The organism is Pasteurella testudinis DSM 23072 (assembly GCF_900176075.1).
GTDB lineage: Bacteria > Pseudomonadota > Gammaproteobacteria > Enterobacterales > Pasteurellaceae > Chelonobacter > Chelonobacter testudinis.
Genome location: NZ_FWWV01000006.1, coordinates 34,694 through 57,964, shown reverse-complemented (window position 1 = coordinate 57,964; position 23,271 = coordinate 34,694). Strand labels below are relative to the sequence as shown.

Sequence of the window (23,271 nt, the reverse complement as noted above, 5' to 3'; positions counted from 1 at the left end):
AGATCGGCTATTGATGTATTTTCACTAACACTATTTTTAGGAGTTATTATGTCTCTAAGCGCAGAAGCAAAAGCAAAAATCGTTGCCGAATTTGGACGTGACGGAAAAGACACCGGTTCTTCAGAAGTTCAAATCGCATTATTAACAGCGCAAATCAACCACTTACAAGGACACTTCTCTGTTCATAAAAAAGACCATCATGGTCGTCGTGGTTTATTACGCATGGTTTCCCGTCGTCGTAAATTACTGGATTACTTAAAACGTACTGATCTTGCACTTTACACAACAACAATCGAACGTTTAGGTTTACGCCGCTAATTCTGTTTTTGTTTATGATTTCAAAGCCCTGCCGACGCAGGGCTTTTTTCATAGCGACATGTTATCCAACGGCATCACACCATATTCCCCAATTTGCCGAAAAACACCGCACTTTGATTATAATTCCCTCAAACGCAATAAATATTTAAAATTGAGTGTTGACTTGCCCCAGCGAAATTTGTATTATCTGCGCCACTCGTTAAGAGTCAACCGTGCGGAGGAATGGTCGAGCGGTTGAAGGCACCGGTCTTGAAAACCGGCGAGGGTTTACGCCCTCCGTGAGTTCGAATCTCACTTCCTCCGCCACTTAATCCCCTATTAACGTCCGTTAACATCCGATTTTTCAATAAAAACAACCCTATAGCACAGCTCTAGCTTCCACTAACATCTGCATTTATCCGTTAGCATCCGACTTGTTTAGTTATACGTTTAGTTATACACTCAAGTCTCAGCATTTTTGCGTATAACTAAAATTATCTCAGGCGGAAAACAGTAATATGGCTAGACAAACTGTACCCTTAAACGCGTCCAAAATAATGAATGCCCGACCACAAGAAACCGACTACACTTTATCAGATGGTAATGGTTTGTATCTGCTGGTTAAAAAGACCGGGACCAAGTTATGGCGGTTTAATTACTACGATATTACGAAAAAACGTAAACTAATCTCTCTCGGGGCATACCCAGAAGTCAGTCTCGCAGACGCAAGAATAAAACGCGACGAGCTCCGAGGGTTGGTCGCTCAGGGCGTCGACCCGCAGGACTATCTATTCAAACAGAAAGAACAGGCAGTATTCGATCGCGTGCACACGGTTCTTGCGGTGGCCGAAGGTTGGAAAGCGGTTAAAGAAACAAAGGTTACTGAAAAAACAATGCACGACCAGTGGGCAAAACTGGAAAAATACCTATTCCCACACATTGGGCATCTCCCCATTTCTGAACTTACCGCACCGCTGGTCAATGTTAAGCTGAAACATCTCGCTGACCGCCGGATTTATGAAACGTTGAAGAAAATTATCCGCGGGTTAAATGAAATTATGACCTACGCAGTTAACAGCGGGGTTATAAAATATAACCCGCTCGTGGACCTCGCTAAATTATACCCGTCCGGTGACGCACCGACCCACTTCCCGTCAATTCACCCCAAGAAGCTCCCCGCGTTAATGGCTGACGTTAACCGTTCTCGAATGTCACTCCAAACCCGATGCCTATTCGAGTGGCAGATGTTGACGGTGGTTCGCCCGGCGGAGGCCGCCGGTACTCGCTGGGATGAAATTGATTTTGAGAATCTCATGTGGAACATCCCGAAAGAGCGAATGAAAGGCGTTAAGAATAAAAAACGCCCCCACTCGGTTCCGCTCTCTAAGCAAGCGGTCGAGGTTCTCAACATCATGCGTCCACTTAGCGGTCATAGCGTGTTTGTCTTCCCGAAAAACGGAAATATCAAAGAAAGTATGGGCAGTGAAACTGTCAATAAGGCATTAGTCAAGATGGGGTATCAAGGGATTCTCTGCTCGCATGGGATCCGATCAATTGCCAGCACCGCAATGTACGAAGAAGAGTTTAATGAGGAGATTGTAGAGTCGCTGCTCGCACACGTCAAAGGGGATAAGGTACGTACAGCGTATGACCGCAGCCGCTATGAGCGGCAGCGACGTGAATATTTATCATGGTGGGGGGATTTTGTTGAACGAGCCGCTGTCGGCTCGGCTTTATTAAGTTCTGGAAATCGCTTCCCGCTCGGCAACCCAAGCGTCTAATACACTCTCGCGCCACCCCGACGCCCGTGCGCCGAGTTTTATCGGCGGCGGGAATTCGCCTTTATTGATTTTGCTATAGATTGCACTGTGCCGTAATCCTACTTTCTGCATAACCTCTTTCAAGCGTAGAATTCGGTCTGTATGTAATTGGTCACTGGTCATTGGTCGGTTTCTCCTGTTAAAATGTTAGTGTCTTAGCCTCTTTCGGTGCGGTGAAGCAGACAGCGGATACTGGGTAAATTGCGTCATCCTTATGTACTGGGTGATATCGAATATCTACTGCGGACAGCATCTCTTTTACCGCCCAAGCGACATTTTCAAGTGCCGCAGGTTCATGTTCAAGCACCCCGTAAACGCAGCGGTCGCTTTTCACCAATACGACATATTCGTTCTCCCGCGGAGTTTCTATGCCGTCCACTATAAGTGTTGAGTTCTCGCGCAGCCCGTGCGTTTTTACATCAACAATGACCGCAAAACTGGTCTCATTTACTGTCTGAAACGGCACACTGATGGTTCGGTTTTCTATCTTTTTACCAGACATGGTATATCCTATCTTGACGAACGCCCGAGGGGTCGAAGGGAGAATTTCAGCGATTGGTTTATCAACAACATTCGCTACGCGGTTGACAAACTTCTCGTTCATTTTTAACGAACCGTTCAAGTACCGCACGGCAGTTGATTTCGAGTACCCCATCATTTCGATGATTTCCCCCAACAACTTACCGGTTTTGCGCTTATGCTTTTCTAACTCCGCTTTTAATGCTCCCCTAACTTCCGGCGATTGTAAATTCTCGATTTTCATACTCCGCTCCAATATTACAGGTTAATTATTGTCGTAATTCGGTTGAAGTATGAGCCAAAATGACGTCAAAAACAAATAAAAATGCTATGTATTGTGTACCCCAACCTATCTTAATACTTTCGATTCAATGTATCCTGCAAGCTGGTGATACCCCATTAATCGCTCTATGAATGTATCCACAGCCACCCCTTGCACCCACTCTTCTGGGTTCTCCAACACTATACCCCTACTTTCGTAACCTATAATAACAACGGCTTGTTGTTTTGCTTGTAAAGTGTCATTTAACATCTTTAACTGTAGCGCGCTTAATGCAGGTACAATCTTAGTGTTTGCCCTTTTCGGTAATGATTTTAGGTATTTATACTCGACCCACAATTCTCGTCCACCGTTTACAGAGCGATAATATGCGTCAGGTATACCACCCATGTAGTTGTCATTTATCTTCCACGCCCACACAGTGTTAGATAAGCGCTTGTGTACGGCGCGTGTGAAATCCGGTTCGTTCATGATACCCCCATATATTTTATTAAGTTAACCACTCCTCTATACTTTCTTCGACATCCTCTATCCTGCCAAAGGCCAGTTGACGGGAAAAAATCAATTTTTCTACCGTTAAAGTCGATGATTAAGTGTCCGCCGAGGTTCTTTTCTACAAACTGCACCCCTAAAGTTTTCAGTAATAGGGTGTTATTCTTTTTGTTCATCGCGCGCTTAGTGCGTTTGTATTCTTTTACCGCTCTCCACGCCGATGTTATATCATCCATACCGCCCCCAGTTAATCAACCCCCGCACAATGGCGGGGGCGCAGTTACTTACTTTTTATCAAACCCTAACTCAAAATATTTCGCTTTGATTTGCTCATACAACTCGTCGCTCGGCACGCCAGCGAATTCGATGTGGTAGTTGAAATACGGTTGCCCCAACTTGTTTTTCGCCGCTTTACTTGACAACGTCCAGATAGAAGCGAACCGTGGTCCTTGACGCAGTTGCGGCATCGAGTTCCACTGTTTTGAAACACGCAATTTTGTTGATTGCATGTCGCACAAAATCGGGGTTGTCGGCTGACCGGTTTCGTCAAGCAACAGCAATACATGCGTATGCGTTTCCGACACGTCATAATCTTCTGGCTTCGTGTTCGGGTCGGCTTGCAGCGCAGCCATCGCTTCCTGTTCGGTTGAGAATTCGCCATAGAAGCCACCGCCTAGATTGCGTTTACGCCATACGACGTAGCTCGATTTGAAATTGAGGTTTGCACAATACACGGCGTCAAAAACTTCGCTGTTTAGTGTGTTGCACAACATACCGGCACGCGCCCCGTCGATATATTTTTCATCGCCGGGTTGAACTTCGTGGGATAGTGCTTGTAGGAGGTTCAGTCTGGGGATTAGGATGTCGTTATTACTAACGTTTTCATTCCCCAAATTACCGTCGTTAGCCGCAGCGGCAGGTAAGTTCATTACCGGAGTCCATGCAGGGGGTGTGGATACTTCGGTTGATTGTTTTTTAGCAATAGTTGCCATAATATTTTCCTTCTTTGGTCGGTTGTTAATGATTAATCGTTAATAGTTAACTGTTATATAATAGGTATCCATATTACTCAGTGACACCTAATTATGCAATGTTAATTTTTGCGTACGCTGATTTTTGTGATCTGAGTCGGAATTAGCCCCATTACTTCAACCCCTTGCTCCAATAATTCGCGGTACGCAGCTACGTTTAAACGGCGCTGGAACAGGAACAACAAGTCATTGTCACGGGCGAAGTTGTTAAAGGTTTCCCAGTCTTCGACCGTCGGCACGACTTCTTCCGTTTTGTACGCTGTCGCAACACCGCGCACAGCGATACTGTCAGTGCCAGTTTCATCGAGTACGGCCGACAATTGCCCCTCAATATCTACCAGTTCTGCTTTCAGTTCGTTGTCTTGCCTCGTAAGTTCAGCACGTTGTGCTTTAAGTTCTTGGTGTCGCTCTAAAAGCTCGCGTGGGGTCATCATAAGCCGACATCCTCCAATGTTGCTGTACGTTCGTCGACATCGATTTTTGCCAACTCTTCGTGCAATAAAAACTTCAATTGCCCGATAAGTTTATTATTTTCTTCCACTTTTTCGGATTGTTTCGCACGGTTATTGCGTAACGCTTGTAGTTCACGTGCAGTGTCAACGAGCGCGCTTCCGGTTTCATCGTTGTCGTCCGCCAGCTCCGCCATGCGGGTTTTCAATTCCTGCTCTTTTTGCACAGATTTTGCGGTATCCTTCAGCGCCGCATGTTTTTGTGTTGCGTTACGTAACTTTTGAATCAAACGAGTGGTTACTTCAAAATTAATAGTTGTCATAGGTCAGTTCTCCTGTTTAATTGAGTGTTGGTAGAGTTCTTTCGCATAGCTAAGTAACTCATTCATTGAGCCAAGTTTCCCTTCAAGTTTTTGGTAAACATCAGACTCGATGGTTCCCTTGGCGGCAATTCTGATAGTCTCGGTTTTTCGAGACTGTCCTGCGCGGTAAATCCGGCGGCAGAACTGTTGATAGTGTTCAGCGTTATAGGTCGGTGACGCCCAGATAGTACGGTTGCCTCGTGTCAAGGTTAGCCCATGTCCTGCCGATTGCGGGTGGGCAAATATGACTTGCAACTTACCGTTTTGGAAATCAGCAACAATCTGGCTGCGGGCGTTGAACGGTGTATCACCGTCAATAACGGCGTAGCGCACTCCGCGTTTATCTGCCAGTGCACACAACGCCACGCGTTCATGCCGCCAGTTAAAGGCGACGACACTGTGGTCGGTCTCCTCGACGAGGTCGAGTACCAGTTCATATCGTTCGTTATACGCGGTATGCACATTACCAGCGCTGTCATACACTGCGCCGGTTAACAGTTGCAATAGTTTCCGCGCCAGTGCGCCCGCATTAACCGCAGTAATCACACCGGTATCAAGCCCGACAATGGAATCCCGCATAAATTCGTTATAAAGTTTCCGCACATTCGCCGGCAAATTAACTTCAACGGTTCGCGTATAATTACTCGGGATTTCGATAACATCCTCGAACTTAACTCGAAACACGATGTCTGCGAGGGCCGTACTAACCATAGCGTTGGCGTTTTCTTTATCGACCCACTTTGTCACGCTACGCATGCCTGTATTGAGCACCATTGGGTTACAGACTGTACGCTGGAACCCGAAAAAGTTTTGCCCAAGTCGTGCGCCCCCATCTAACAAAAAGATTTGATGCCATAGGTCAGCCACGGTGTTCGAGTTCGGTGTGCCGGTTAAAATAACTCGGTATTCCATACCATTGACTATCTGCATTAAGGCTTTGGAGCGCTGGCTATTACGGTTTTTGAACGCAGTAGACTCATCGACCACCACCGTGTTAAAGCCCACCAACAGTTCAGGTTGTGCGGCAAGCTGCTTCACACCGTCATGGTTGATTAGGACAATCTCGGTTTCTTGTTCAAAAGCTTCTTTTCGGTGTCGCGCATCCGCTATCGAGTAAGTCAGGTGTGGGGTGAATTTTTTAATGTCTTCCCCCCACGAACATTCGAGAATGGACAATGGTGCAATGACTAGTGTCCGCCCACCATCAGTTCTTGTTGCAATCGCGTCGAGCGTCGCGCGGGTTTTTCCCGTCCCCGGATCGCTAAAATTGCACATTCTCGGTGTCGATAACCAGAATTTTGTCGCAGCTATCTGGTGTGCAAACGGTTTCGGGATATTAGTAATAGTTGTAGAGGTCATCGTAGGATACTCCGTACAAATCTTCGCTTACCGTATTGACATCGTGGGCAGTGACGCCAAGTTGAATTAGTATATCGACGACCAGTTGTGGGTCGGTCTTGACAAGGTCTTCGACTTGTCGGTAAGTTAGGGTGTCACCATCTGAAAACTGTCGGTTAATATTATAATAGTCGTATTGCCCGTAGTTACCGAAATCTCCTGCTTCGCGGGTAATCGGTAACGTCTCCCAAACGACTAACTCTAACGCCCTTGCGAGGAGGTCTACGTACTCAAGGTTTACCGTTTCCTTCGGCGTGTGTTCGTTGAAATATCCGGCTGACAGATTGACACACTCAGGGATAATGTCGGCGAACGTAGCAATATCAGTGAATGACCCTAAATCGCTCGGTTTCATCTTCTGTCCTAGACGGTCTGCGAGGCTTGTGGCGAATTCAAGACTCGCACAGTCGCCAACGCCCTGCGAATAGATGACATCGGTATAGCCACGGCGGTCAATTTCAATAGCAATTTTTGCTGCGTTAAGTACCGCTTTACTGTTGTCGTAGAAATAACTTGCGCCGATTCCACCACGTTCTTCGCAGCGAGTGAAAAGGTACTGCCCCTCTACCCCGCGACTTAGTAAATATAAAAGCACGGCGATACCAGCACCGTCATCCGCCCCTAAGCATGTAGCGTTTTTAGATACCAGCGACAACGTGTAGTCGTTCAACTCCACAACTTGTTTTGGTGGTTCTTCCGGGAGGTGTACCGTATCCACATGCGCGACGAATAATACGTCCGCCCTGCCAGCATCAACTAAGATGTTGCCATAGCCGTCGACAGTGACTGGGGCAGTCGTTACCTCAGCCAGTGTTGGGAGTAAGAATTCATTGATAAATAACCGCTCTCCCTCACCGCCGTGTCCGCGGCGGTAAGTGCAAATGGTTGGTATGGTGCTACTCGGTAATTTCGACATAGTCATTGTCCTTTTTCCATTGGTCTAGGTTGTTTTTATCTATCCAGTCTTCGCCATCGGGCGTACGGATTGCGATATTGTCTGGGATTAGCGTGCATTGGTAATCCGAGTAACTACAATCTTCAACGTCGTAGTAATAATCGTTGTACTCGGTATACAACTCGACTTGCTCCGCTGCTAAGAACCACTTATCGTCTATTGTCTCAACGCATAGGTCTTTTAACGCATACTGTATTCCTCCGTATTCAGTTTGGAGTTCGACAACTGTGTAGCCCAACTCGCACTCATGTATATAGTCTTCTTTGGGGTCGCCGCGCATACTTACTGACGTGATAACGTCTAACGCATCATCAGGGTGTAAGAACATGTCGTGGTGGTCGCTCCAATATAGATCGTCTATAAGGTAATACGATTCCCGGCGATAAGGCGTTGTGTATTCGTGTTGGCAACATCCGTATACTTCACCAAGGTCTTCTACATAGATATAATCATTTTCGTCACAGCTATCGCGGTATTCATTGCAGTGGTTACAGTAGCATTTACAAATTCTGTCAAGCTCTCCGCTACTATGCTCGACTTCATACTCTCCAGTGTCGCTTACCCTGAGATACTCACCTTCAACGTCGAGCCGATTATCCGGATCGACGTACGGTGCGACTATTTCACCATCCTCATCTCTGACGATGCACAATAAACTACCATCAATACCGCAGCTTTGGTTTAGCTCCCGGTTGAAATAATTATCGGCGTTTTCTACCCCATACGCCCGGGCAAAAACCGGAGGGTAGGTGTCGATATTGACGATTGCGCGAGCAATAAACGGGTATCCGTCGTCAAATTCTTTTGAGTTTGGGTCTTTGTCAGTGAGCAGCGCCAGCCGCAAGTTTGGGGAGTGGTTATAGGCTTCTGTCGGGTAGATGTATCGCACCCAAGTCGGATCTCCCTCCTCCGTACCCGGACGGATTCGCCCATAAAATTCCGGTTTTTTGGACATACACGAGGTGGTGTTTTGTTTTACCGCTAACACCCGATAATGCGTGTGGATATCGCGGTCGGTGAACATTATCCAGCGTTGTGTTGTATTTTGTTTTATGCTGTTTACGATACTTTTTAAACGGTCACTACTAAGCTCGTGTTCGGTGCACAAATAACGCAATGCTTTACCCACTTTCATGTTTTTTCGCGGTTTGATTACGTCCGTCGGGTCTATAACATCAACAAAAATTTCACCGTCTTTAACGATACCGTTGGTTAAACATCTAGTCACCCGGTTGTCGGCTTCGCTCGACATCGAAAAATGGCACATAGCTTTTGAGATTTCATAGAGTATGCCGTAATTATTCGCTTGACCGATTTCGATAACCCCGCCGGTGTTTAAGTTATTTTGCTTGTCTTCAAGCATAGATTGTCTTACACTCTCACGTAGGCGCGAGAATGTCTTTTCTGTAAAAGCCATGTTCGTTGTCTCCTATCAGATAACTTTGGTCGGTTGTTTGGTTGGTCTCTCCGCCCGTTACGTTTGGTCGCGTAACGGGCTATTTATTTAAAGTTGACTTGCGTCAAATACGTCTTTACATAGCCCCTCTTTTCCGTAGTAACACCACTTACAAGCGAACATTGACGGTTGCGCAGGAAAATCAATCGTGGTTGTCATTTTTTTCGCGCGTTGGTGTAATTGTGGGTGGAATAATAACGCTTGCTGTCGGGTGTACTCACGTACCAGTTTTTCGCCTTTGTCCAAGTACCAGAACTCCACTTTGATAAAATCCAAATCTGGGTAACGTAGGAACGTGTCAATGGCGTATGTCAATCCCTGTTCGCCATGTTTCAGTTCATTGCCGAATTTCTTGCCGGTTTTATAATCGATAATGAGTGCTGAACCGTCATCTTCGATAAGTAACGCATCCAGCTTCGCCCGATGCCAACAATCGTCAGCGTTCCATTCGGTCAGTGACCAGTCTTTACGGAACGCCCACTCGTCTTCACAGTGTACTTTCCCATCGGCAAAGGCTTGTTTCAACTCTTCAAAGCCGCGTTTAAAAAGTTGTAGTGGGGCCGGTAGGTCATCACCCTCTTGGCCGCGCACATAACGCTCGGCAAGGTCATGGATTTGTGAACCGCGTTCCAGCGCCGGTGATGACGGCTCTTTGATTTTCTGCACACTTTTAAATTCGCTGCGCTTTGGGCATTGCTCAAACACACTGAGTGAGGAGAACGACCACGCTGCGATTAACCCCGACTCGAACTCAGTGTCAATTTTGTTTTTATCTTCGTGCGGCTTCGGTACGAATTGTTGGGGTTCATTAATAACGGGCGGTCTGCCCGTTAATGTCTTACCTACTGCACCATCTGGTTTGAATTGCATGTGTTACCTACCTTATTCATATCGTTTACTGCCTGTGCGGTTTCAAATTTTCGTCTATCATGGTCTGTTATGTTTGCTAATGCCGCCTCCAACACGTCGGCGTCCATTCGCCAAGTAACATGTACTCCGCGTTTTGTCCCTACACGGGTGTAACCTATCCCCATCTTTTTACACAGTCGGCCGAACTTGTTCGAGGTCAATTCGCGCGTACCTTCTATGAGTTGATATAGCAGCCTGAGCTGCTCTATCTCCACACTGCTCCGCCGCCGCATTTTGCAATCGACCAACCACGTGCTGACAATCGAGCGGCACTTTGCCGCGATGACTAACATGGTTTGGTCGGTTTCTTGTGCTTCGAACACTGCCGCGAAATAATCCAAATCGGCTTTTCGTACCGCACTAAAGAATGCTTCACCACTCGATTTACCCGCTTCACGCGCATCTTGTTTAGCTTGGTTATCCAATGCGGTGTAGGCTTGGGTGACATTGACATTGAAGTGCTGTAAAAACGCCGCCATGTCTTCGATTTCACTCGCTAACAGTCCATCAACGTATTCGCGCTGTTCAACGAACTCGGGGTATGCTGTCCGCAACATCTGTTCTTGGCGTGGAGCGATGTTATAGCGACGATCGTTATCTGGGATATTCAACGCGTCGAAATCGTTGGTTGACATGATAATGTTGGTGTATGACTTACTCTGAACTTGGTCTTTACGCATGGCGCGGATAGTACGCTCATCGTCGGTGATTAAGTTTTTGAGTAACGCTTCGGTTTTTCCGCTGTTACGTAACGATTTCATATTGACTTCGTCGATTAGCACCAGCATGGCTTTTTCTTCCCAGCCGTTTTTATCGTCCTCGAAATTCTGCAACTGTTTCTCGAACGCGTATTGCTCACCCCACAGTGGGCGCACCACGTTACGATAAAATGCCCCTTTACCCGTGCCTTGCGTCCCTTGCAATACCCAACATGTCTCCGCCTTTATTCTTTTTTGGAATATAAACGCAAACCAATTAAGAAAATGGCATATAGTCGCGTCATCGTAGTTGAGCATGTGCGAGATAATTTTGTAGATTGTCGGGCAGACAATCTGCAATAACCACGCATTGCGATACCCAACCCCCGGCATAACGTCCGGCAACGCCTGTTTCATGTACCGCGTCGGTCGGAACGTGTTGATGTAGGTGTAATTACTCTCCGGGTCATACTCAAAGGTGATGGTCGAGGTCGGGTTAAACCGCCGTCTACCGTTGGCGATCAAGTCCGGTACTGCACGACCGTAATTGTTAAACCATTCTTCCGCTTTCGCTTTTTCCCCCGTTGTGCCGTCGATGATAATGGCGTCTTCAACTTTTGAGTACAGCACGAGGTAGTAAGATGATGCGTCTTCGAGGAAAATCATCGGCGTCTTTTGTGTTTGCCCGTCCTCGGTTTTTACATCCTTGAACTTTTCCACATGCCAATCAAAGGTTTCTTTGTCTGCTTTTTCGAACAAAAACGGCGGCTCACCTTTGAAGTTCCAAACAATTTCGGGGTTTGTCAAATATACATAGTAGGCGTTACTGTCGCCGGTCGGCCCAACGTTGTAGTAACAAAACTGTTCGTTGTGATACGCATATTTCATGTGCATCTTGTTTGGGTTGTTGACTACGTCACGCGTCACACCGTCGAAACGCATTTTTGTCGTGCTGGTTTTTGAGCGTTTCAATCCTCGCGCTTCATGCAGCTCCTCAAGTCGTCTTTCGATGGCTTGGTGTACCTGTTCACGGTCGATGTTGGTAATCTCGATACTGACTGGCGCAACGGACATGGTTTTTTCGACGTAGATAACCCGGTCTGCGTCATCGGCGAACGGGTTTACTTCATTGACAAACTCCGGTGGTGCAACATAAATAATCCGGCTGTTTTCTGCCAGACACGGGTCAATAACATATTTCAACGTTGCCCCGTGCGGGTTCAGTTTCAGTTTGTCGCCGAAACACTCAACATTGATTTTTTGCAACCACGTTTTGAGTGTATTCGGGGCAACCGCACTATCTAACATAAAGTGTAAATGTAGCCGTGCAGTATCAGCCATGCCGCAACTGCTTGACGCACACGCAACGTAGCTGACGTTTTTCAGTTGTGGGATTTGTTCAACCACCTGTTCGGCAACCACCTCTAACTTGGCGGCGTTAAACGCCCCACGTAACCCCGGGATGTCTAACGGCAGCCCGTCCACGTCAAGCACCAAAAAACGAGTGTCACTCTCGGTTTGTGTCTGCCCACGTCTAGATTCGTTAACGAGCGGCTTTTTCAACAACCCTTTATAGAGACAATGCCCGAGGCCGGCGTGTTTACGGAGCGTGTCGGCGTACTCGGGCAGTGTGGTCGGTTGCTCAAGATGTGAGGTGAAATTTTTAACCACCGGATACGCCGTTATTTCCGAACCGTCAAACGATTTTCGTAACGGTTTTCCAGCTTCCAGAAAAACAACATCCATTTTTACACCCCTACATGCGTTTTTTTAGGTTTTGTTCCCAAACGTAATCGTCGCGACACCCTATATCACAGAACAACTGGTCGGCCGGTAACGGCTCTTGACAGTAGTGGCAGCACCCTGTCGGTGATGGCGCGTTGTTCTGTTTTTGTCGTGCGATCGCAATACTTTGTTCTAAGATGACAGATTGCATCTGTTCTGCTTTGTCGATGTCGTCCATATAAATCTTAAAATAGTGTTAGTGGATATAAATGATACCTTTTTTGTATCATTTATGACAGGTTATTTTGAGTATTCTTTTGCATACCCACCCTCAGCATCCAACGGTAAATCCGGACACCAATCCGGTTGCTCACACATAAACTGTTGAATTTTCGCCTGAATATCGTCAGGGCCTATTGTCGGGTGGTCATCTCTGGCGACGGCAATAATTTCATCGTGCACCTGTAAGACGATACGACCGAGGTCATTTTCCACCAGCCACCTGTCAACTTTATTCATCGCTTCTTTGATGACAAGTCCCGCAAGACATTGGGAAATGTTTTCGATGATGTTCGCGCCATAAGTCTTTTTCCAAAACTTGCCGTTCCAATACTCAAAACTGATGTCTACGCCGTCAGCGTGTTCGATCACGTTTTGTCGTAAACCGGGATAGGACAACCACAAACCGTTCGGTAACAATAGACAGTTGTGCATTACGCGTAAGGGGCCCCACTGAATGTCGCAATCCGGTGACATCATCTGTGCAATTATACTGTCGGCAATCTTCCAGTTTTGCGCAATCATCGGGTACTTAGCTCGATAGCCATAGACACATTTCTGCGCAAACTCATCCGAGCACGCCATTGGTGGCGCACCCATCGGTCCTGAGCGTAGCGCGCGCTGGAAGGTACGCCAGCCCATACCGTAACCTAATCCGAGAATACAGACCTTACCGACTTGCCGCTCAGTTTTCATCGACTTGTCAACCGGATAACCGAACACCACATCGGTAGCAAATTCCGAATAGACATCCAGCCCGTGACGGAAACCATCGAGTAGGTCTGTCTGCCCTGCGAACCAGCCGTTGACCCGGCAATTACTCACCACATACCCGTTATACGTAAAGCGGTTTCTTGGTCCCGCATTTACGATGTCGAATACTTCAACCTGTAATATTCCAGTATTTGTTCTGGTGTTTTTCTGGCTTTTCGTAGTTCGTATATTCGACAGGGTTTTACCGGCAGCTCGAAAGTGTCGATGAATGTTTTTGCTGAATACTTTGATCCGTCGTAATAGATACTCCTTTGTGATTCTTTCACTGCTGGTTTTTTCGCTTTGGTTATACACCCCTCCAGTGATAGCCCCTGATTCTTGTACCAATCCAAGATGGTTGATGAGTGTCGCCCACGACAGTTCAGATATTCGGTTCCGCCACAGCTTTTGCAGCCAGTCGATTTGCCGTTCCGCAAGTCTGTTAACGACACTAATGATTCCACCCCACACTGACATTTCACCCACAGCTTTATTTTTTTCCCGTGTAGGGGGATTGGTGTGTTTAGTACTACTCACTTCCCGAACTGCTTGCCCGCTAACTTCTCCAACCAAGAGCGGCGAATTATTTGCCTTCGCATCGCGTAACGTATTTTTGGTTCCGTCGGCAAGATAGACGATGTGTTCAGGTGTTCCAGTGATTCCACTATATTCGATGACATCTTTAACCCCTTTACTAATTACTCCGTCATGTTTTACCCATTCATGTCCATCCCACAACAAGTCTGTTAGCCGGACTTCTCTCAACGGTTTTAGCCCATTGTCGGTTAATACACGCCCGTCACCCGACAAACATTCGATATTACTGCTATCCGAGACGAACACGAGATGATTGTCAGGGGCAGTTAACGCCAACCGGTGTTTACTGCCGCGCTGTAGGTTCTGAAGATTTATCCCGTCCATCCCCGCCATACGTCCCGTCGCCGCGCCGTAGTACCTTAACGGAACCGGTAGCCGCCCTTCGGGGTTGTGTGACGACGGCTCAGAGCAGCGTAACATTGTCGCTGCGCGGCTCGCGGCGATAGTGGACTTGGCGAGTTCACGCGCGTTGAAGATGCGTTCACAGTCTGGGTACTGGCTTCGCATTTCGATGAACTGGACGTCTTTTTTGCCGAACGCATAAGTAGGGCTGCCTTTAGCATTGGTTTTGATAGGGGGCTCAATATTAAGGACCTCTTTCAGTAGTCGGGCGAATCGTTGGTTGCTGGAAAACAGTTTCTTGTCCAATGGCAAGTCGAACTCGACGCCGGACGCTTTCAACTCACCTTTAATAAAGTCTAGCGCCGCATTGATGGCGTTATCGGTTTCGGTTACGTCTTCCTCAATAGCGGACTCTAACAACGGGCGGTCAATCACGAAACTTGGCTCGACGTACATACGCATGACCATATGAATCTGATACAGCTCCTCTTCCGGGAATCCGTATTCCATTAGTTTTTCGAAGATATCCATTGTCAAATCAACATCTTGCACGTTATACCGTTTCATCGCTTCGTGCTGTTCCGGCGTTAGCGTCTCGACACCAAGAAAATTAATTAAGTCATTGCCTTTGCGTTTGGTCGGGTCGTTAGGGAATACGCGTTGTGCGAGTTCTTTCAGCGCGCCGGATTCCGTCGGCCAGAAACCTTTGCTCATTGACATCGTGTCATAGTAAAAATCCGGTTTGATTCCGAAGCGCCAGTTAAGGGCGGCGGCGTCGAATGCCGTGTTCTGACCGACCATCGCCCAGTTTTTCAGACTGCGTAAGTGTTGCATTGCCAACTCGACGTGGTCAGTGTCGAAGTACTGTGTTTCACCGCCACGGTGTTTGATGGCGATTGAGTGCATCTTGAATAATGGGCTGTTGATGTACTCAGTCATGGTCATCTTACGCAAGGAGTAGTCATTGTCGTAGTAGGTCTCGATATCAAGACAGACGACGTGATCGAATTTGGTCAGGTCCCGCATTGTTATACCCTTTTTTGGTTTACCGGTTTAGTTGTCGGTCGAGGTTTGGCAGCCGTGGAGTTTATTTCTTGTGGGATGTCGTCTAGGCGCTCCCAAGCCCCATTAAATAAATCGTAAATCCATAAAGTGCCGTCATCACACGCCGCGATGACACTGTTATTTATTGTATGGGTCGATTCTATCGTGCATATCTGGATAATTTTTCTCATTCTGTATCCTTACCCTAATCTCATTTTTCTAATGACTTTAGTTAGCCCATCTGGACTAACACTGACGTTTACGTAATATCCGCTTTCATGCCGCCACGATTCCGTGCCGCCTAACATTTTAAAAATGCCCGTGGACTCTCTTACTAGGTCATAGGTTCGGGGATTTGGGTTGGTGTCGCGCTCAGTTTCAGATAACGTCCACGGGGCGTTGGTTTTTTCCCGTGTATATATTTTGGTGATTAATTCAGTAGTAATGGTCATAGCTCTCCCCCTTTGTGGATGATCGAATCCACTTGTTCAACGGTCGTTAGCCGCTGACCGTTGTGAGTGATGGTTGCATTTTTCAAAAGCCAGTTGACTCTAAGTGCGTCATTCGTTTTTTGCGGTAACATTTGCACCACTGCGGTATTCTGCCCGTGCGCTTTTAGCCAGCGGTGAAGATTAAAACCAAAATCGGGTGGGGCGTACTTGGTTCCGGTCTCGATTGCACTAAGAAACGCGCCTGAATACCCCATATCCTCCGCCATCTGCTTTTGGGCAACACCCAATCGTGCGCGGATAGCCGCCATTTCAGCCCCGAACGGTGTTTTCTTTCGCATTATTCAACCTCCAATTTTGCCAAATCTTCCAGCCCCAACATGTAATAAACTTCTTTTGCTGTGTCCGATAACCCCATTACTTCATACAAATCTCGCTGCGAGCGGGTTACGTACGTTTGATAAAAATCGTCGCTTTTCTTGAGTGCGTTGTGGCGCTCTTCGCGGACCACGACACTCCCGCCGCCGGTCAAATAAAGTGTGGTTTTACACTGGCTAAAACCATCGGTTTCGTATTCCGTTCCGATTTCCCACCCGGTAAATGCAACATCTCTTTTGCATGTGTTATGTAAGCAGTAACGCTGAGGGTCATTTTCAGTGACGCGGTCTACTACGTCCTGCGAAATAAATGTATCCACCTATAACCTCCAAATCGAAAAGTGCGGTGTCGTGTGCTCAAACGCTCCGACACTGGTTAAAAAATTCGCCAATTGCCGCTCGCCCGTGTTGTAGTTACGCGAGCGGTGATAAGGGTTATCTGTCACGACCTCACCGCCCGCCTGCAACACGCGATTGACATCGTCAAACGTGCGGTTGAGATTATCCACGGTCAGTTTTGCTCCGCCATTGACGCTAACAAACGCTACGGTATCGGCGGTCGGGGTAAAACTGTCGTTGGTTGGGATACCCTGTTCTTGTGCGTCGGTGTAGTAACGCGCGGTCGAGGAACCGGGTACGCCGTAACCGATGTAACTGTTCGCTACGTCAGCTTTTTTCTGGTCTTTACTGGTATATGCAGTGGTACGGGTCAATTTGAACATATCAATTAATCCTTAAGGCTTCTTCCGGTACACCGGAAGCTGGGGTGTAATGCTGTACAGTAACTGGGAACTCAACGCCGGTAATCAGTTGCTGCGGGTCAGTGAGTACCTCGTCGTAGCCTGTGGCACGGCAGATGGCCGCCAGCTCTTCACTTGACCGCTGCACCGCGTAAGACTCTGCATCACCATCAATAAAGAAGTTGCGGAAAATCACTCGGTTACGTCGTTCACCGTCGGTGACTTTCAACCCTAACGTGATATACGGATTACCGTTGCGTGACACACGTTCATAGGCGTGAGCCACATATACTTGATAAGCGCCTTCTGGCATTAATACTTTGTGGTTTAGTTTTGGATCGAATGGTTTCATCGATTTATCTCCTATAACTGCAATCATAGTCTTCCGGCTTGATACCGTAACAGCGGTAAAACTGGGCGTCGCCGTCATCGTCAAGTATCTCGTCCGGTTCTTCATTGTCGTTTGGCTGGTTAAACTGGTCATAGTAGTCGTGGTCTGAATCACAACACTGTGCGTTCACGTAGTTTCTTTTTCCTCGCATCGGATATTTTCCCCCATTGCAGACTGCTGTCGTCGCTGTTACGGATAACTGCGGCTAACTCTCCGTCGTACATCTCAACGAAACGGCGTCGGGCGGCCTCTGCCAATTCTTCATTGGCCACATGTTTACGGGCAATCCAGCGCTTGGTTTTATAACTGTAGACTTCTACCAGCCAGCCGTATTTCGGATGTGGACGGACTTGATAAAGGTAATTTGATTTGTTTGGTTTGGTCATGTTTCCCCTGCTGTGGTCGAGGGCGGGTTTCCCCGCCCTCTGGTCTGCCACTCACTGCCTACGAGATTTTGTCAACCGGCGACTGTCAAGTGCACCAGCTATCAGACACTCGTCAAGTCTGATTCTTTGATAAACACGCCTGACGGCGACATCTGACCTTTGCGATCTTTAATCTCGTTCCACGCCTGTTCAACACAACTATTCAGGTCGAGGTCTAACTGCGTAGCGAGGATGGTCATGACCACGAACATATCTCCGAGGCTGTCAGCAATGAGCAAACGGTTGTTGCGGGCGACACCTGCCGCCAGCTCTCCCAACTCTTCCACCAACTTTACGGTCTGTGCCTGCGGTGTTGAGCCGGATAGGAGGTTACGTGCGCACGCCCACTGGATAATGTTGTCATTCAGTTGGTTCAGGTTCACTTTTCGCCTCCGGTGCGTTCAGCTCTTTTTCAACTAACGCAGCATAACCCGCAATGTCGTGGTAATTGTCCGCGTGTTTGTGGTCGCCGTTGATTGCACGTGACACCTTGTGCAGAATCATCTCGATGGCTTCGCGCTGGGTGTCAGATAACTGCTGCCACTTCGGGTTCTGCCTTGCCACCAGCTTGAATAACTGTGAGGTGTTAGCGTTCGCGGCGAAAGCCCCGTGCGTTTGTTCGCGGTCGGTTAGTGTTTGGTTGATGTCGTTCATCTGACTTTACTCCCTAATAGTCGTTGTACACGGTCATAGGACTCTTTGACCGTTAGCGTTTGGTCATTGTTAAGGACGATTGTCGTATGACCGCCGTCCCGCTGAGTGATACATTTAATGTGTTGTGGTTTAATGAGTAGTGTTAGTTCCAGCATGCCCTGTCTCCGCAAACTGTTTTAATTCGGCAATGTCGCTTTGCAACAGCTCGACAAATGCCGTGGTCGCCTGTTCGATGGTGGATTGCGATGCTCCAACGTGGCGTAAAAAGTCGAGTTGCATCCGCTGTGTTCTAAACAACATCCCCACCAATATCGGTGGCAGTGCAAGTAATCCGTCTGTTCGTTCTTCTGCGAGTATATTGGTTATGGTTGTCAACACCCTGTCGCGAATACGGTCATAGGTGTCAGCGTTCTTGTCGGTGTCAGTCATCTTATGCTCCTATCCAATAGAAAAAATCTACTACTTTTTGTAAACACCACTTGTTGGTGTACGCTTTGACCTCGGACACCGGCGCGTTGAGTGCTTGTGCGTAGGCTCGATAAATGTCTTCGTCCGGTAACATCTCGCCGCTTTCCACTTGATAGATGTGAAATGGTAAAGCCTGCCCTGCATCCGCCACCGCTTGTATGGAGAGGCTTTGCATTTCGCGCAACTTGCGTAAGGTATTAGGGTTGAACGCCATTGTATAACTCCTGTCTCCTATTAGTGGGGCACACGTAAGTGCCCCACTAATACGTGTTAGCGTCAGTTTAGGTCTGCAACATATAAAGTCACACTGTCGTCAAGTGCCGCTTTTAATACGGACTCGAAGTCGTCAGTGATGCGTTTCATGTGCTGACTCCATTGTACCGGGCGCAGTTTAATTGCCGCTTTACCATTGTCCGCCGTCACAATCACCCGAAGCGGGATAGTTTGCGGTTGCAGCCCTAATGCCGGGGTGTAGGTGAACACCAGCGAGGTCGGTAACGGGTGCGCCTTTTTACTTGCAGCTTCAACACCGGACAATAACGAGACCGACTGCGCTTGGTCGTGTAACTCCGACGTTGTCGACTGCGCCTCGTTAATGGTCAACGAACGGAATGCCGCTAACGCCTGTAACGGGTCAACCGCACTTTCATTCACCATCGGGGTAATGCAGTGCACATTGTCTTCAATGAAGTTAATCACGTCAGCTTGCGTCAACTGCCGCGTGTTTACGACACTGAAAAGCGCCTCGTGCTCCGGCTCCATTTCCAATTCCATTTTTGCGTAGTGCGTTGGCTTGCATGGATTGTCCGGTGTCCCTGCGTCAAATACAATCTGGACTGACAGATTGTTAGGTGAGATAAAACACGGTGTTTTTGGTTCTGCATAGTCCTTAACGTAACGCACGAAGTCGTCGATACGTGCCATCACCACTTGACGGTCGAATATCGGGTTGAACCCTTTTCAGCGAGTGTACACTGTAGCCGTTCGGCAGGACAGCGTAAGGCAATACGGTTTTTGGCAGGTTAGCCGTAATGGTCGCCGCCAGTTGTTCGGTAAAGGTTTGTTCCATCTGTTAGTTTCCTCGTAAGGTTAATGGTAATACGGACAGCTTACCTCCTCGCCCGACATACATCGGGGTGACGGTGGTGTCCTCTTCTAACAACTTGCCGCGCTTGGTCGGCATGTCGTATTTCAGCTTATGACTGATTTGCACTTGGTCACTGTCGTTGTCCGCTTTCTTAATGACGAACTCGACGGTCAGTTTTCCTTGCTTATTGTGGGTGACGACCCCCAAAGCGACCTGTTTCAGCGCCTGTGTCATTTTGTTGGTGAACACACCCGCATCCAGTTCGTTCAGCACGTCGGTGATTGTGCCGTCAATGTCAGCCGGGTTGGTTAAGGTTGTGGTGTCAGTGGTCATTGGTTGGTTTCTCCTTCGATGTATTAGCCTTCGTCTCATCGACGTATCGCTTGATAAGGGTTTGTGCCGCTTGCATTGCTTCCGTGGCGAGCGGCGTTTCGGCAACTGTCGCCGCCGTCTTTAATGCGACGGCTGAATAGATAAAGTGCTTGCTCGGTAAAAACAGCGAGCAGGTGAAGATTGTTATGGCTACAATATGGATGACCTTTTGCCACCGAGGGTAGGTAGGCTTGCTGTCTCGATTGTAACTATCGGCTTCGATCATAAATTTTAATACGGTCAATAACGCCACGGCGAGAAAAAGTACTACCGCAGCGAACTCCAACGATTTGGAAATATCTGCAAAATACAACAGCCAAAGTAACTCGGTCATTGCTTAATCTCCTTAACAAGATGGGTTGACCCGTAACAGTCCTCGCCTGCGTCGTCATATGTCAGCACCATACCGTCGTGGTGTTTTATACCAACGAACACGCACGGCGTGTCAGTGAGGTGGTTCTTCTCGGTGTGGTCTCGGATGTCAGCAACGATGGTTACAAGGTTTTGCTGACCGTCGATATACGTCCGCCCTACGGCGATGGTCAGCGTCGGTTCTGGGGCGACGTCGATAATCTTCAACACAAAACCCTGTAACATGGCTAAGTTTTCCGGGCATTTGGCGATATGGTCGATAAAACGATAATATGGTACGGCGATCGCATGATACTCAACGACCGCATCTTCAATATCGGTTATTGAGTTGATGTCCGTTAACGATACCGGAGTGGTGTCCGACATACGGTCGAGGTTTTCTGCAATCAATACGTGTTTATTGTCCATTGTCGGTTTCTCCTTGCTCAATGAATATATATAAAATGTACCATTTTGAATAATGATACGATTTTACGCACATTTTGTGAAATACCGAATGTGCACAAAAAGGTATCCCCTTATTCATTGAATACATAAAGCGTATTCAATGGGGTAGCATTTCATTGAATACATAAAGCGTATTCAATGGGGTAGCGTCAGTATAAGTCTTCCCAGTCAACGTCATCGGATTCCGCCTGACTGGTAAACAAGGATTGCAGCTCTTCAATCTGCTCGTCAGTGATACCAAACGAGTAAAGATTGAGGGTGTCGATGGACAGATTTAGTGTGTCGACGGTTAAGTTCACAGTGGTTGTAGTCATGGTTATAGCTCCTTTTCAATTAGGTGAATGATTTGGTATAACTTGTCCAACACCAGTTGCTTATTTACGGCTTTATGCCGCTGCGTGAGCGTTTCTGCACTATCGCGCTCCCTCAACCAGCGCTCGAGCACCTCACAGCTGATACCAGCCAATGCGGCGGTTGTATGCACATCTTGTATGCGGTCGTAGATGGCATATGTCTTGTGCTTGAATTCGTCGCCGTAGGGCACTCGGTCAGTTGCAAGCTCCACTACATCATTAAATGTCAGCACCAAAGGTGGTGGTGGGGTCAGTGGCATCTGCCGCAGCCACTTGTACACTGTCGTCGGTCGCACGTCGAAATACGCCACCGCGGCATTCGTGCCGTTTTTTCTTGCGTAATCGACCACGAGCTGTTTAAATTCAGGGGTATAATAGTTATTGTGCGGATAACGTCTAATCATGGGTGAATGCCTCCAGTAGGTGTTGAAGTCGATTGATGATTTGCTGTAATTCATTTTTTACCGAACACGTGTCGGCGTTCGAGGGGGTGTGGGTAGATTCGCCAGCCTTAATCCCGCCACGCAACGTGTCAGGGGAGAGATTTAGGACCCTTGATACATGCGCAACACTTCCAACATCAAGTGCGTATTGCACGGCGTACGCTTTAAACTCGGGTGTATGGTGGATTTTCGGGTTAGTTTTTGATGGGTCCCACAGCGGTTGACCGTTTCTCACTAAATCAACCCATTTATATAGAGTACGGGGTTTCATACCCAACTCTTTTGCAGCGTCGGCTACCGAGGTTTCGTTAGCGCGATTCACTGCGTTCACGCGGAACTCATGAGTGTATTTTGTATAACGTGACATTGCCATTATCCTTTTGGAGTGATTGATTAAAAAATGGACATCTAAATGCGAACCTCTATCATTTAGCGCTGAAGGCGCGCCAACACTGGGGTTTTCCACGATTACACCAATTTCACGAAAAAAACGCCGTTCTTTCAGGTATTGGAGTTTTTATAAAAAGTGATTTCCAGCGCCAAGCGACAAAAAAGGTGTGAAATTGGTGTAATCGATGTTAAGTGCTTGTTTTTTAATGGCACTTTACAAAACTCAATCCGTGTAGCCCTGAAAAAATTCTGTGAAATCGATGTTAACTGATTGATTTTAAACGACTTTTTTCAATAATTTTTGACACCAAAAATCGTTTTCTTGTTAATTATCAATGACTTGCGTTTTTCGCCGAGGAACAAAAATCCGTGTTTTTTTCGTGATTTTTTCGTGAATCCGTGTCGTTTTTCGTGTTTCAGTGCATCGATTTTTGTTGCACAATTTTTTTCGTGCTGAATGCGTGTAAAACTACACAGATTCGAAAAAATGCGTGTAGTTCAAAAAACAACCAAAAACAGCATTTTCTCACTCCATTCGACACTTGCCGCCTATTTTTTAACCACTTTTCAGTTGTCATTTCTCACTTGTCACTTTTCATCTGACAAATGATAGACAACACTTATCAAATGACCTATAATAGGTGTCACTAGAGGTAGCAGTCCGACAAACACGGGTCGTGTAGACAGTCACTTTGCGTGACAACTGTGTCATCGGCCTCTAGCGACCCATTAAACAAGAAGCACTGGTCATGCCGAAGATGCCCGAAAGCAGGTCACGGCCCTGCACTGTTGACACGAATTGACATAGCTTTACACGGAGTCACAAATCCCGCTGGAATCAATCACTTGGCAACTGATTGTGGAAAACTTTACAGCTGATACCGGATACTTTTCTGA

At 47.4% G+C, this 23,271-nt stretch carries 32 protein-coding genes and 1 tRNA gene; 3 read left to right on the top strand and 30 right to left on the bottom strand.

Features of this window, described 5'->3' with window-relative positions:
- Positions 1-48 precede the first annotated feature (48 nt).
- From rpsO to B8880_RS04235, 3 genes are all read left to right on the top strand, one after another.
- Positions 49-318, top strand: coding sequence for a 30S ribosomal protein S15 (gene rpsO / locus B8880_RS04245; RefSeq protein WP_084256242.1), 270 nt, complete (start codon positions 49-51; stop codon positions 316-318).
- 216 nt (positions 319-534) lie between these two features.
- Positions 535-624 (top strand) — tRNA-Ser (locus B8880_RS04240).
- A gap of 191 nt (positions 625-815) precedes the next feature.
- Positions 816-2,078 carry an integrase arm-type DNA-binding domain-containing protein gene (locus tag B8880_RS04235; RefSeq protein WP_084256240.1) on the top strand — a complete coding sequence of 421 codons (1,263 nt, stop codon included), beginning with the start codon at positions 816-818 and terminating at the stop codon, positions 2,076-2,078.
- On the opposite strand, the gene B8880_RS04230 is transcribed toward B8880_RS04235, so the two are convergent.
- From B8880_RS04230 to B8880_RS04080, 30 genes are all read right to left on the bottom strand, one after another.
- Positions 2,034-2,240, bottom strand: a complete 207-nt coding sequence (locus B8880_RS04230) for a helix-turn-helix transcriptional regulator (protein ID WP_084256238.1) — start codon at positions 2,238-2,240, stop codon at positions 2,034-2,036. The genes B8880_RS04235 and B8880_RS04230 overlap by 45 nt on opposite strands.
- Before the next feature lie 16 nt (positions 2,241-2,256).
- Positions 2,257-2,880: a hypothetical protein gene (locus B8880_RS04225; RefSeq protein ID WP_084256236.1), complete on the bottom strand. Its 624-nt coding sequence runs from the start codon at positions 2,878-2,880 to the stop codon at positions 2,257-2,259.
- A gap of 105 nt (positions 2,881-2,985) precedes the next feature.
- On the bottom strand, positions 2,986-3,387 hold the full coding sequence (locus B8880_RS04220; RefSeq protein WP_084256234.1) for a hypothetical protein: 402 nt from the start codon (positions 3,385-3,387) through the stop codon (positions 2,986-2,988).
- Positions 3,384-3,644, bottom strand: coding sequence for a hypothetical protein (locus B8880_RS04215; RefSeq protein ID WP_084256233.1), 261 nt, complete (start codon positions 3,642-3,644; stop codon positions 3,384-3,386). Before B8880_RS04215 ends, B8880_RS04220 begins: the two co-directional genes overlap by 4 nt.
- A gap of 48 nt (positions 3,645-3,692) precedes the next feature.
- Positions 3,693-4,337 (bottom strand): hypothetical protein, encoded by a 645-nt coding sequence (locus B8880_RS04210; protein ID WP_244165601.1) that lies wholly within the window; start codon positions 4,335-4,337, stop codon positions 3,693-3,695.
- A 164-nt stretch (positions 4,338-4,501) separates the two neighbouring features.
- A complete protein-coding gene (locus tag B8880_RS04205) occupies positions 4,502-4,873 on the bottom strand; it encodes a hypothetical protein (protein WP_244165600.1) in 372 nt (123 codons plus the stop codon).
- Positions 4,870-5,211: a hypothetical protein gene (locus B8880_RS04200; RefSeq protein WP_244165599.1), complete on the bottom strand. Its 342-nt coding sequence runs from the start codon at positions 5,209-5,211 to the stop codon at positions 4,870-4,872. Before B8880_RS04200 ends, B8880_RS04205 begins: the two co-directional genes overlap by 4 nt.
- A 3-nt stretch (positions 5,212-5,214) precedes the next feature.
- Positions 5,215-6,609 carry an SNF2-related protein gene (locus B8880_RS04195; protein ID WP_084256229.1) on the bottom strand — a complete coding sequence of 465 codons (1,395 nt, stop codon included), beginning with the start codon at positions 6,607-6,609 and terminating at the stop codon, positions 5,215-5,217.
- Complete coding sequence (locus B8880_RS04190) at positions 6,587-7,564, bottom strand: M28 family peptidase (protein WP_115306348.1); 978 nt, start codon at positions 7,562-7,564, stop codon at positions 6,587-6,589. Before B8880_RS04190 ends, B8880_RS04195 begins: the two co-directional genes overlap by 23 nt.
- Positions 7,545-9,020: a hypothetical protein gene (locus tag B8880_RS04185; protein ID WP_084256228.1), complete on the bottom strand. Its 1,476-nt coding sequence runs from the start codon at positions 9,018-9,020 to the stop codon at positions 7,545-7,547. The genes B8880_RS04190 and B8880_RS04185 overlap by 20 nt, the downstream gene beginning before the upstream one ends.
- 87 nt (positions 9,021-9,107) lie before the next feature.
- Entirely contained in the window at positions 9,108-9,929 is an 822-nt protein-coding gene (locus B8880_RS04180) for a RecB family exonuclease (RefSeq protein WP_084256226.1), read from the bottom strand.
- The gene (locus B8880_RS04175) at positions 9,902-12,412 is read right to left on the bottom strand and encodes a primase-helicase family protein (protein ID WP_084256224.1); all 2,511 of its coding nucleotides are present in this window, start codon (positions 12,410-12,412) and stop codon (positions 9,902-9,904) included. The genes B8880_RS04180 and B8880_RS04175 overlap by 28 nt, the downstream gene beginning before the upstream one ends.
- Positions 12,413-12,691: 279 nt before the next feature.
- On the bottom strand, positions 12,692-15,388 hold the full coding sequence (locus tag B8880_RS14375; RefSeq protein WP_159460717.1) for a bifunctional 3'-5' exonuclease/DNA polymerase family protein: 2,697 nt from the start codon (positions 15,386-15,388) through the stop codon (positions 12,692-12,694).
- A 466-nt stretch (positions 15,389-15,854) separates the two neighbouring features.
- Positions 15,855-16,196 carry a helix-turn-helix domain-containing protein gene (locus tag B8880_RS04150; protein ID WP_084256216.1) on the bottom strand — a complete coding sequence of 114 codons (342 nt, stop codon included), beginning with the start codon at positions 16,194-16,196 and terminating at the stop codon, positions 15,855-15,857.
- Positions 16,196-16,552 carry a hypothetical protein gene (locus tag B8880_RS04145; RefSeq protein WP_084256214.1) on the bottom strand — a complete coding sequence of 119 codons (357 nt, stop codon included), beginning with the start codon at positions 16,550-16,552 and terminating at the stop codon, positions 16,196-16,198. Before B8880_RS04145 ends, B8880_RS04150 begins: the two co-directional genes overlap by 1 nt.
- Positions 16,553-16,954: a hypothetical protein gene (locus B8880_RS04140; RefSeq protein ID WP_084256212.1), complete on the bottom strand. Its 402-nt coding sequence runs from the start codon at positions 16,952-16,954 to the stop codon at positions 16,553-16,555.
- A gap of 1 nt (position 16,955) precedes the next feature.
- Entirely contained in the window at positions 16,956-17,324 is a 369-nt protein-coding gene (locus B8880_RS04135; RefSeq protein ID WP_084256210.1) for a DUF669 domain-containing protein, read from the bottom strand.
- 149 nt (positions 17,325-17,473) lie between these two features.
- A complete protein-coding gene (locus B8880_RS04130) occupies positions 17,474-17,749 on the bottom strand; it encodes a hypothetical protein (RefSeq protein ID WP_084256208.1) in 276 nt (91 codons plus the stop codon).
- 101 nt (positions 17,750-17,850) lie between these two features.
- The gene (locus B8880_RS04125; RefSeq protein ID WP_418889025.1) at positions 17,851-18,171 is read right to left on the bottom strand and encodes a MazG-like family protein; all 321 of its coding nucleotides are present in this window, start codon (positions 18,169-18,171) and stop codon (positions 17,851-17,853) included.
- Positions 18,149-18,442 carry a DUF6378 domain-containing protein gene (locus B8880_RS04120; protein ID WP_084256206.1) on the bottom strand — a complete coding sequence of 98 codons (294 nt, stop codon included), beginning with the start codon at positions 18,440-18,442 and terminating at the stop codon, positions 18,149-18,151. Before B8880_RS04120 ends, B8880_RS04125 begins: the two co-directional genes overlap by 23 nt.
- Before the next feature lie 129 nt (positions 18,443-18,571).
- Complete coding sequence (locus tag B8880_RS04115) at positions 18,572-18,871, bottom strand: hypothetical protein (RefSeq protein ID WP_084256204.1); 300 nt, start codon at positions 18,869-18,871, stop codon at positions 18,572-18,574.
- A gap of 1 nt (position 18,872) precedes the next feature.
- Positions 18,873-19,124 carry a helix-turn-helix domain-containing protein gene (locus B8880_RS04110; RefSeq protein WP_084256202.1) on the bottom strand — a complete coding sequence of 84 codons (252 nt, stop codon included), beginning with the start codon at positions 19,122-19,124 and terminating at the stop codon, positions 18,873-18,875.
- 62 nt (positions 19,125-19,186) lie between these two features.
- Positions 19,187-19,834 (bottom strand): DUF2303 family protein, encoded by a 648-nt coding sequence (locus B8880_RS04105; protein ID WP_084256200.1) that lies wholly within the window; start codon positions 19,832-19,834, stop codon positions 19,187-19,189.
- Complete coding sequence (locus tag B8880_RS14220) at positions 19,800-19,979, bottom strand: hypothetical protein (RefSeq protein ID WP_143933397.1); 180 nt, start codon at positions 19,977-19,979, stop codon at positions 19,800-19,802. Before B8880_RS14220 ends, B8880_RS04105 begins: the two co-directional genes overlap by 35 nt.
- Positions 19,980-19,982: 3 nt before the next feature.
- The gene (locus B8880_RS04100; RefSeq protein WP_084256198.1) at positions 19,983-20,330 is read right to left on the bottom strand and encodes a hypothetical protein; all 348 of its coding nucleotides are present in this window, start codon (positions 20,328-20,330) and stop codon (positions 19,983-19,985) included.
- Positions 20,320-20,703: a hypothetical protein gene (locus B8880_RS04095; RefSeq protein ID WP_084256196.1), complete on the bottom strand. Its 384-nt coding sequence runs from the start codon at positions 20,701-20,703 to the stop codon at positions 20,320-20,322. The genes B8880_RS04100 and B8880_RS04095 overlap by 11 nt, the downstream gene beginning before the upstream one ends.
- Entirely contained in the window at positions 20,700-21,149 is a 450-nt protein-coding gene (locus tag B8880_RS04090; protein WP_084256194.1) for a hypothetical protein, read from the bottom strand. The genes B8880_RS04095 and B8880_RS04090 overlap by 4 nt, the downstream gene beginning before the upstream one ends.
- A 188-nt stretch (positions 21,150-21,337) precedes the next feature.
- Positions 21,338-21,502, bottom strand: coding sequence for a hypothetical protein (locus B8880_RS14370; RefSeq protein WP_159460716.1), 165 nt, complete (start codon positions 21,500-21,502; stop codon positions 21,338-21,340).
- A 2-nt stretch (positions 21,503-21,504) separates the two neighbouring features.
- Positions 21,505-21,945, bottom strand: a complete 441-nt coding sequence (locus B8880_RS04085; RefSeq protein ID WP_084256192.1) for a hypothetical protein — start codon at positions 21,943-21,945, stop codon at positions 21,505-21,507.
- Entirely contained in the window at positions 21,938-22,351 is a 414-nt protein-coding gene (locus B8880_RS04080) for a transposase (protein WP_159460715.1), read from the bottom strand. The genes B8880_RS04085 and B8880_RS04080 overlap by 8 nt, the downstream gene beginning before the upstream one ends.
- Positions 22,352-23,271: the final 920 nt, after the last annotated feature.

Coding starts and splice junctions, on each gene's coding strand:
- B8880_RS04210 (WP_244165601.1), bottom strand. CDS start 4,337: ATGAACTTACCTGCCGCTGCGGCTAACGACGGTAATTTGGGGAATGAA.
- B8880_RS14220 (WP_143933397.1), bottom strand. CDS start 19,979: ATGGAACAAACCTTTACCGAACAACTGGCGGCGACCATTACGGCTAAC.
- B8880_RS04205 (WP_244165600.1), bottom strand. CDS start 4,873: ATGATGACCCCACGCGAGCTTTTAGAGCGACACCAAGAACTTAAAGCA.
- B8880_RS04110 (WP_084256202.1), bottom strand. CDS start 19,124: ATGGCGTTCAACCCTAATACCTTACGCAAGTTGCGCGAAATGCAAAGC.
- B8880_RS04180 (WP_084256226.1), bottom strand. CDS start 9,929: ATGCAATTCAAACCAGATGGTGCAGTAGGTAAGACATTAACGGGCAGA.
- B8880_RS04085 (WP_084256192.1), bottom strand. CDS start 21,945: ATGATTAGACGTTATCCGCACAATAACTATTATACCCCTGAATTTAAA.
- B8880_RS14370 (WP_159460716.1), bottom strand. CDS start 21,502: ATGACTACAACCACTGTGAACTTAACCGTCGACACACTAAATCTGTCC.
- B8880_RS04175 (WP_084256224.1), bottom strand. CDS start 12,412: ATGGATGTTGTTTTTCTGGAAGCTGGAAAACCGTTACGAAAATCGTTT.
- B8880_RS04115 (WP_084256204.1), bottom strand. CDS start 18,871: ATGACTGACACCGACAAGAACGCTGACACCTATGACCGTATTCGCGAC.
- B8880_RS04235 (WP_084256240.1), top strand. CDS start 816: ATGGCTAGACAAACTGTACCCTTAAACGCGTCCAAAATAATGAATGCC.
- B8880_RS04215 (WP_084256233.1), bottom strand. CDS start 3,644: ATGGATGATATAACATCGGCGTGGAGAGCGGTAAAAGAATACAAACGC.
- B8880_RS04135 (WP_084256210.1), bottom strand. CDS start 17,324: ATGAAACCATTCGATCCAAAACTAAACCACAAAGTATTAATGCCAGAA.
- B8880_RS04225 (WP_084256236.1), bottom strand. CDS start 2,880: ATGAAAATCGAGAATTTACAATCGCCGGAAGTTAGGGGAGCATTAAAA.
- B8880_RS04095 (WP_084256196.1), bottom strand. CDS start 20,703: ATGACCGAGTTACTTTGGCTGTTGTATTTTGCAGATATTTCCAAATCG.
- B8880_RS04150 (WP_084256216.1), bottom strand. CDS start 16,196: ATGCGAAAGAAAACACCGTTCGGGGCTGAAATGGCGGCTATCCGCGCA.
- B8880_RS04200 (WP_244165599.1), bottom strand. CDS start 5,211: ATGACAACTATTAATTTTGAAGTAACCACTCGTTTGATTCAAAAGTTA.
- B8880_RS04185 (WP_084256228.1), bottom strand. CDS start 9,020: ATGGCTTTTACAGAAAAGACATTCTCGCGCCTACGTGAGAGTGTAAGA.
- B8880_RS04220 (WP_084256234.1), bottom strand. CDS start 3,387: ATGAACGAACCGGATTTCACACGCGCCGTACACAAGCGCTTATCTAAC.
- B8880_RS04130 (WP_084256208.1), bottom strand. CDS start 17,749: ATGACCAAACCAAACAAATCAAATTACCTTTATCAAGTCCGTCCACAT.
- B8880_RS04195 (WP_084256229.1), bottom strand. CDS start 6,609: ATGACCTCTACAACTATTACTAATATCCCGAAACCGTTTGCACACCAG.
- rpsO (WP_084256242.1), top strand. CDS start 49: ATGTCTCTAAGCGCAGAAGCAAAAGCAAAAATCGTTGCCGAATTTGGA.
- B8880_RS14375 (WP_159460717.1), bottom strand. CDS start 15,388: ATGCGGGACCTGACCAAATTCGATCACGTCGTCTGTCTTGATATCGAG.
- B8880_RS04090 (WP_084256194.1), bottom strand. CDS start 21,149: ATGGACAATAAACACGTATTGATTGCAGAAAACCTCGACCGTATGTCG.
- B8880_RS04080 (WP_159460715.1), bottom strand. CDS start 22,351: ATGTCACGTTATACAAAATACACTCATGAGTTCCGCGTGAACGCAGTG.
- B8880_RS04105 (WP_084256200.1), bottom strand. CDS start 19,834: ATGGCACGTATCGACGACTTCGTGCGTTACGTTAAGGACTATGCAGAA.
- B8880_RS04100 (WP_084256198.1), bottom strand. CDS start 20,330: ATGACCACTGACACCACAACCTTAACCAACCCGGCTGACATTGACGGC.
- B8880_RS04190 (WP_115306348.1), bottom strand. CDS start 7,564: ATGTCGAAATTACCGAGTAGCACCATACCAACCATTTGCACTTACCGC.
- B8880_RS04120 (WP_084256206.1), bottom strand. CDS start 18,442: ATGAACGACATCAACCAAACACTAACCGACCGCGAACAAACGCACGGG.
- B8880_RS04230 (WP_084256238.1), bottom strand. CDS start 2,240: ATGACCAGTGACCAATTACATACAGACCGAATTCTACGCTTGAAAGAG.
- B8880_RS04140 (WP_084256212.1), bottom strand. CDS start 16,954: ATGTTCAAATTGACCCGTACCACTGCATATACCAGTAAAGACCAGAAA.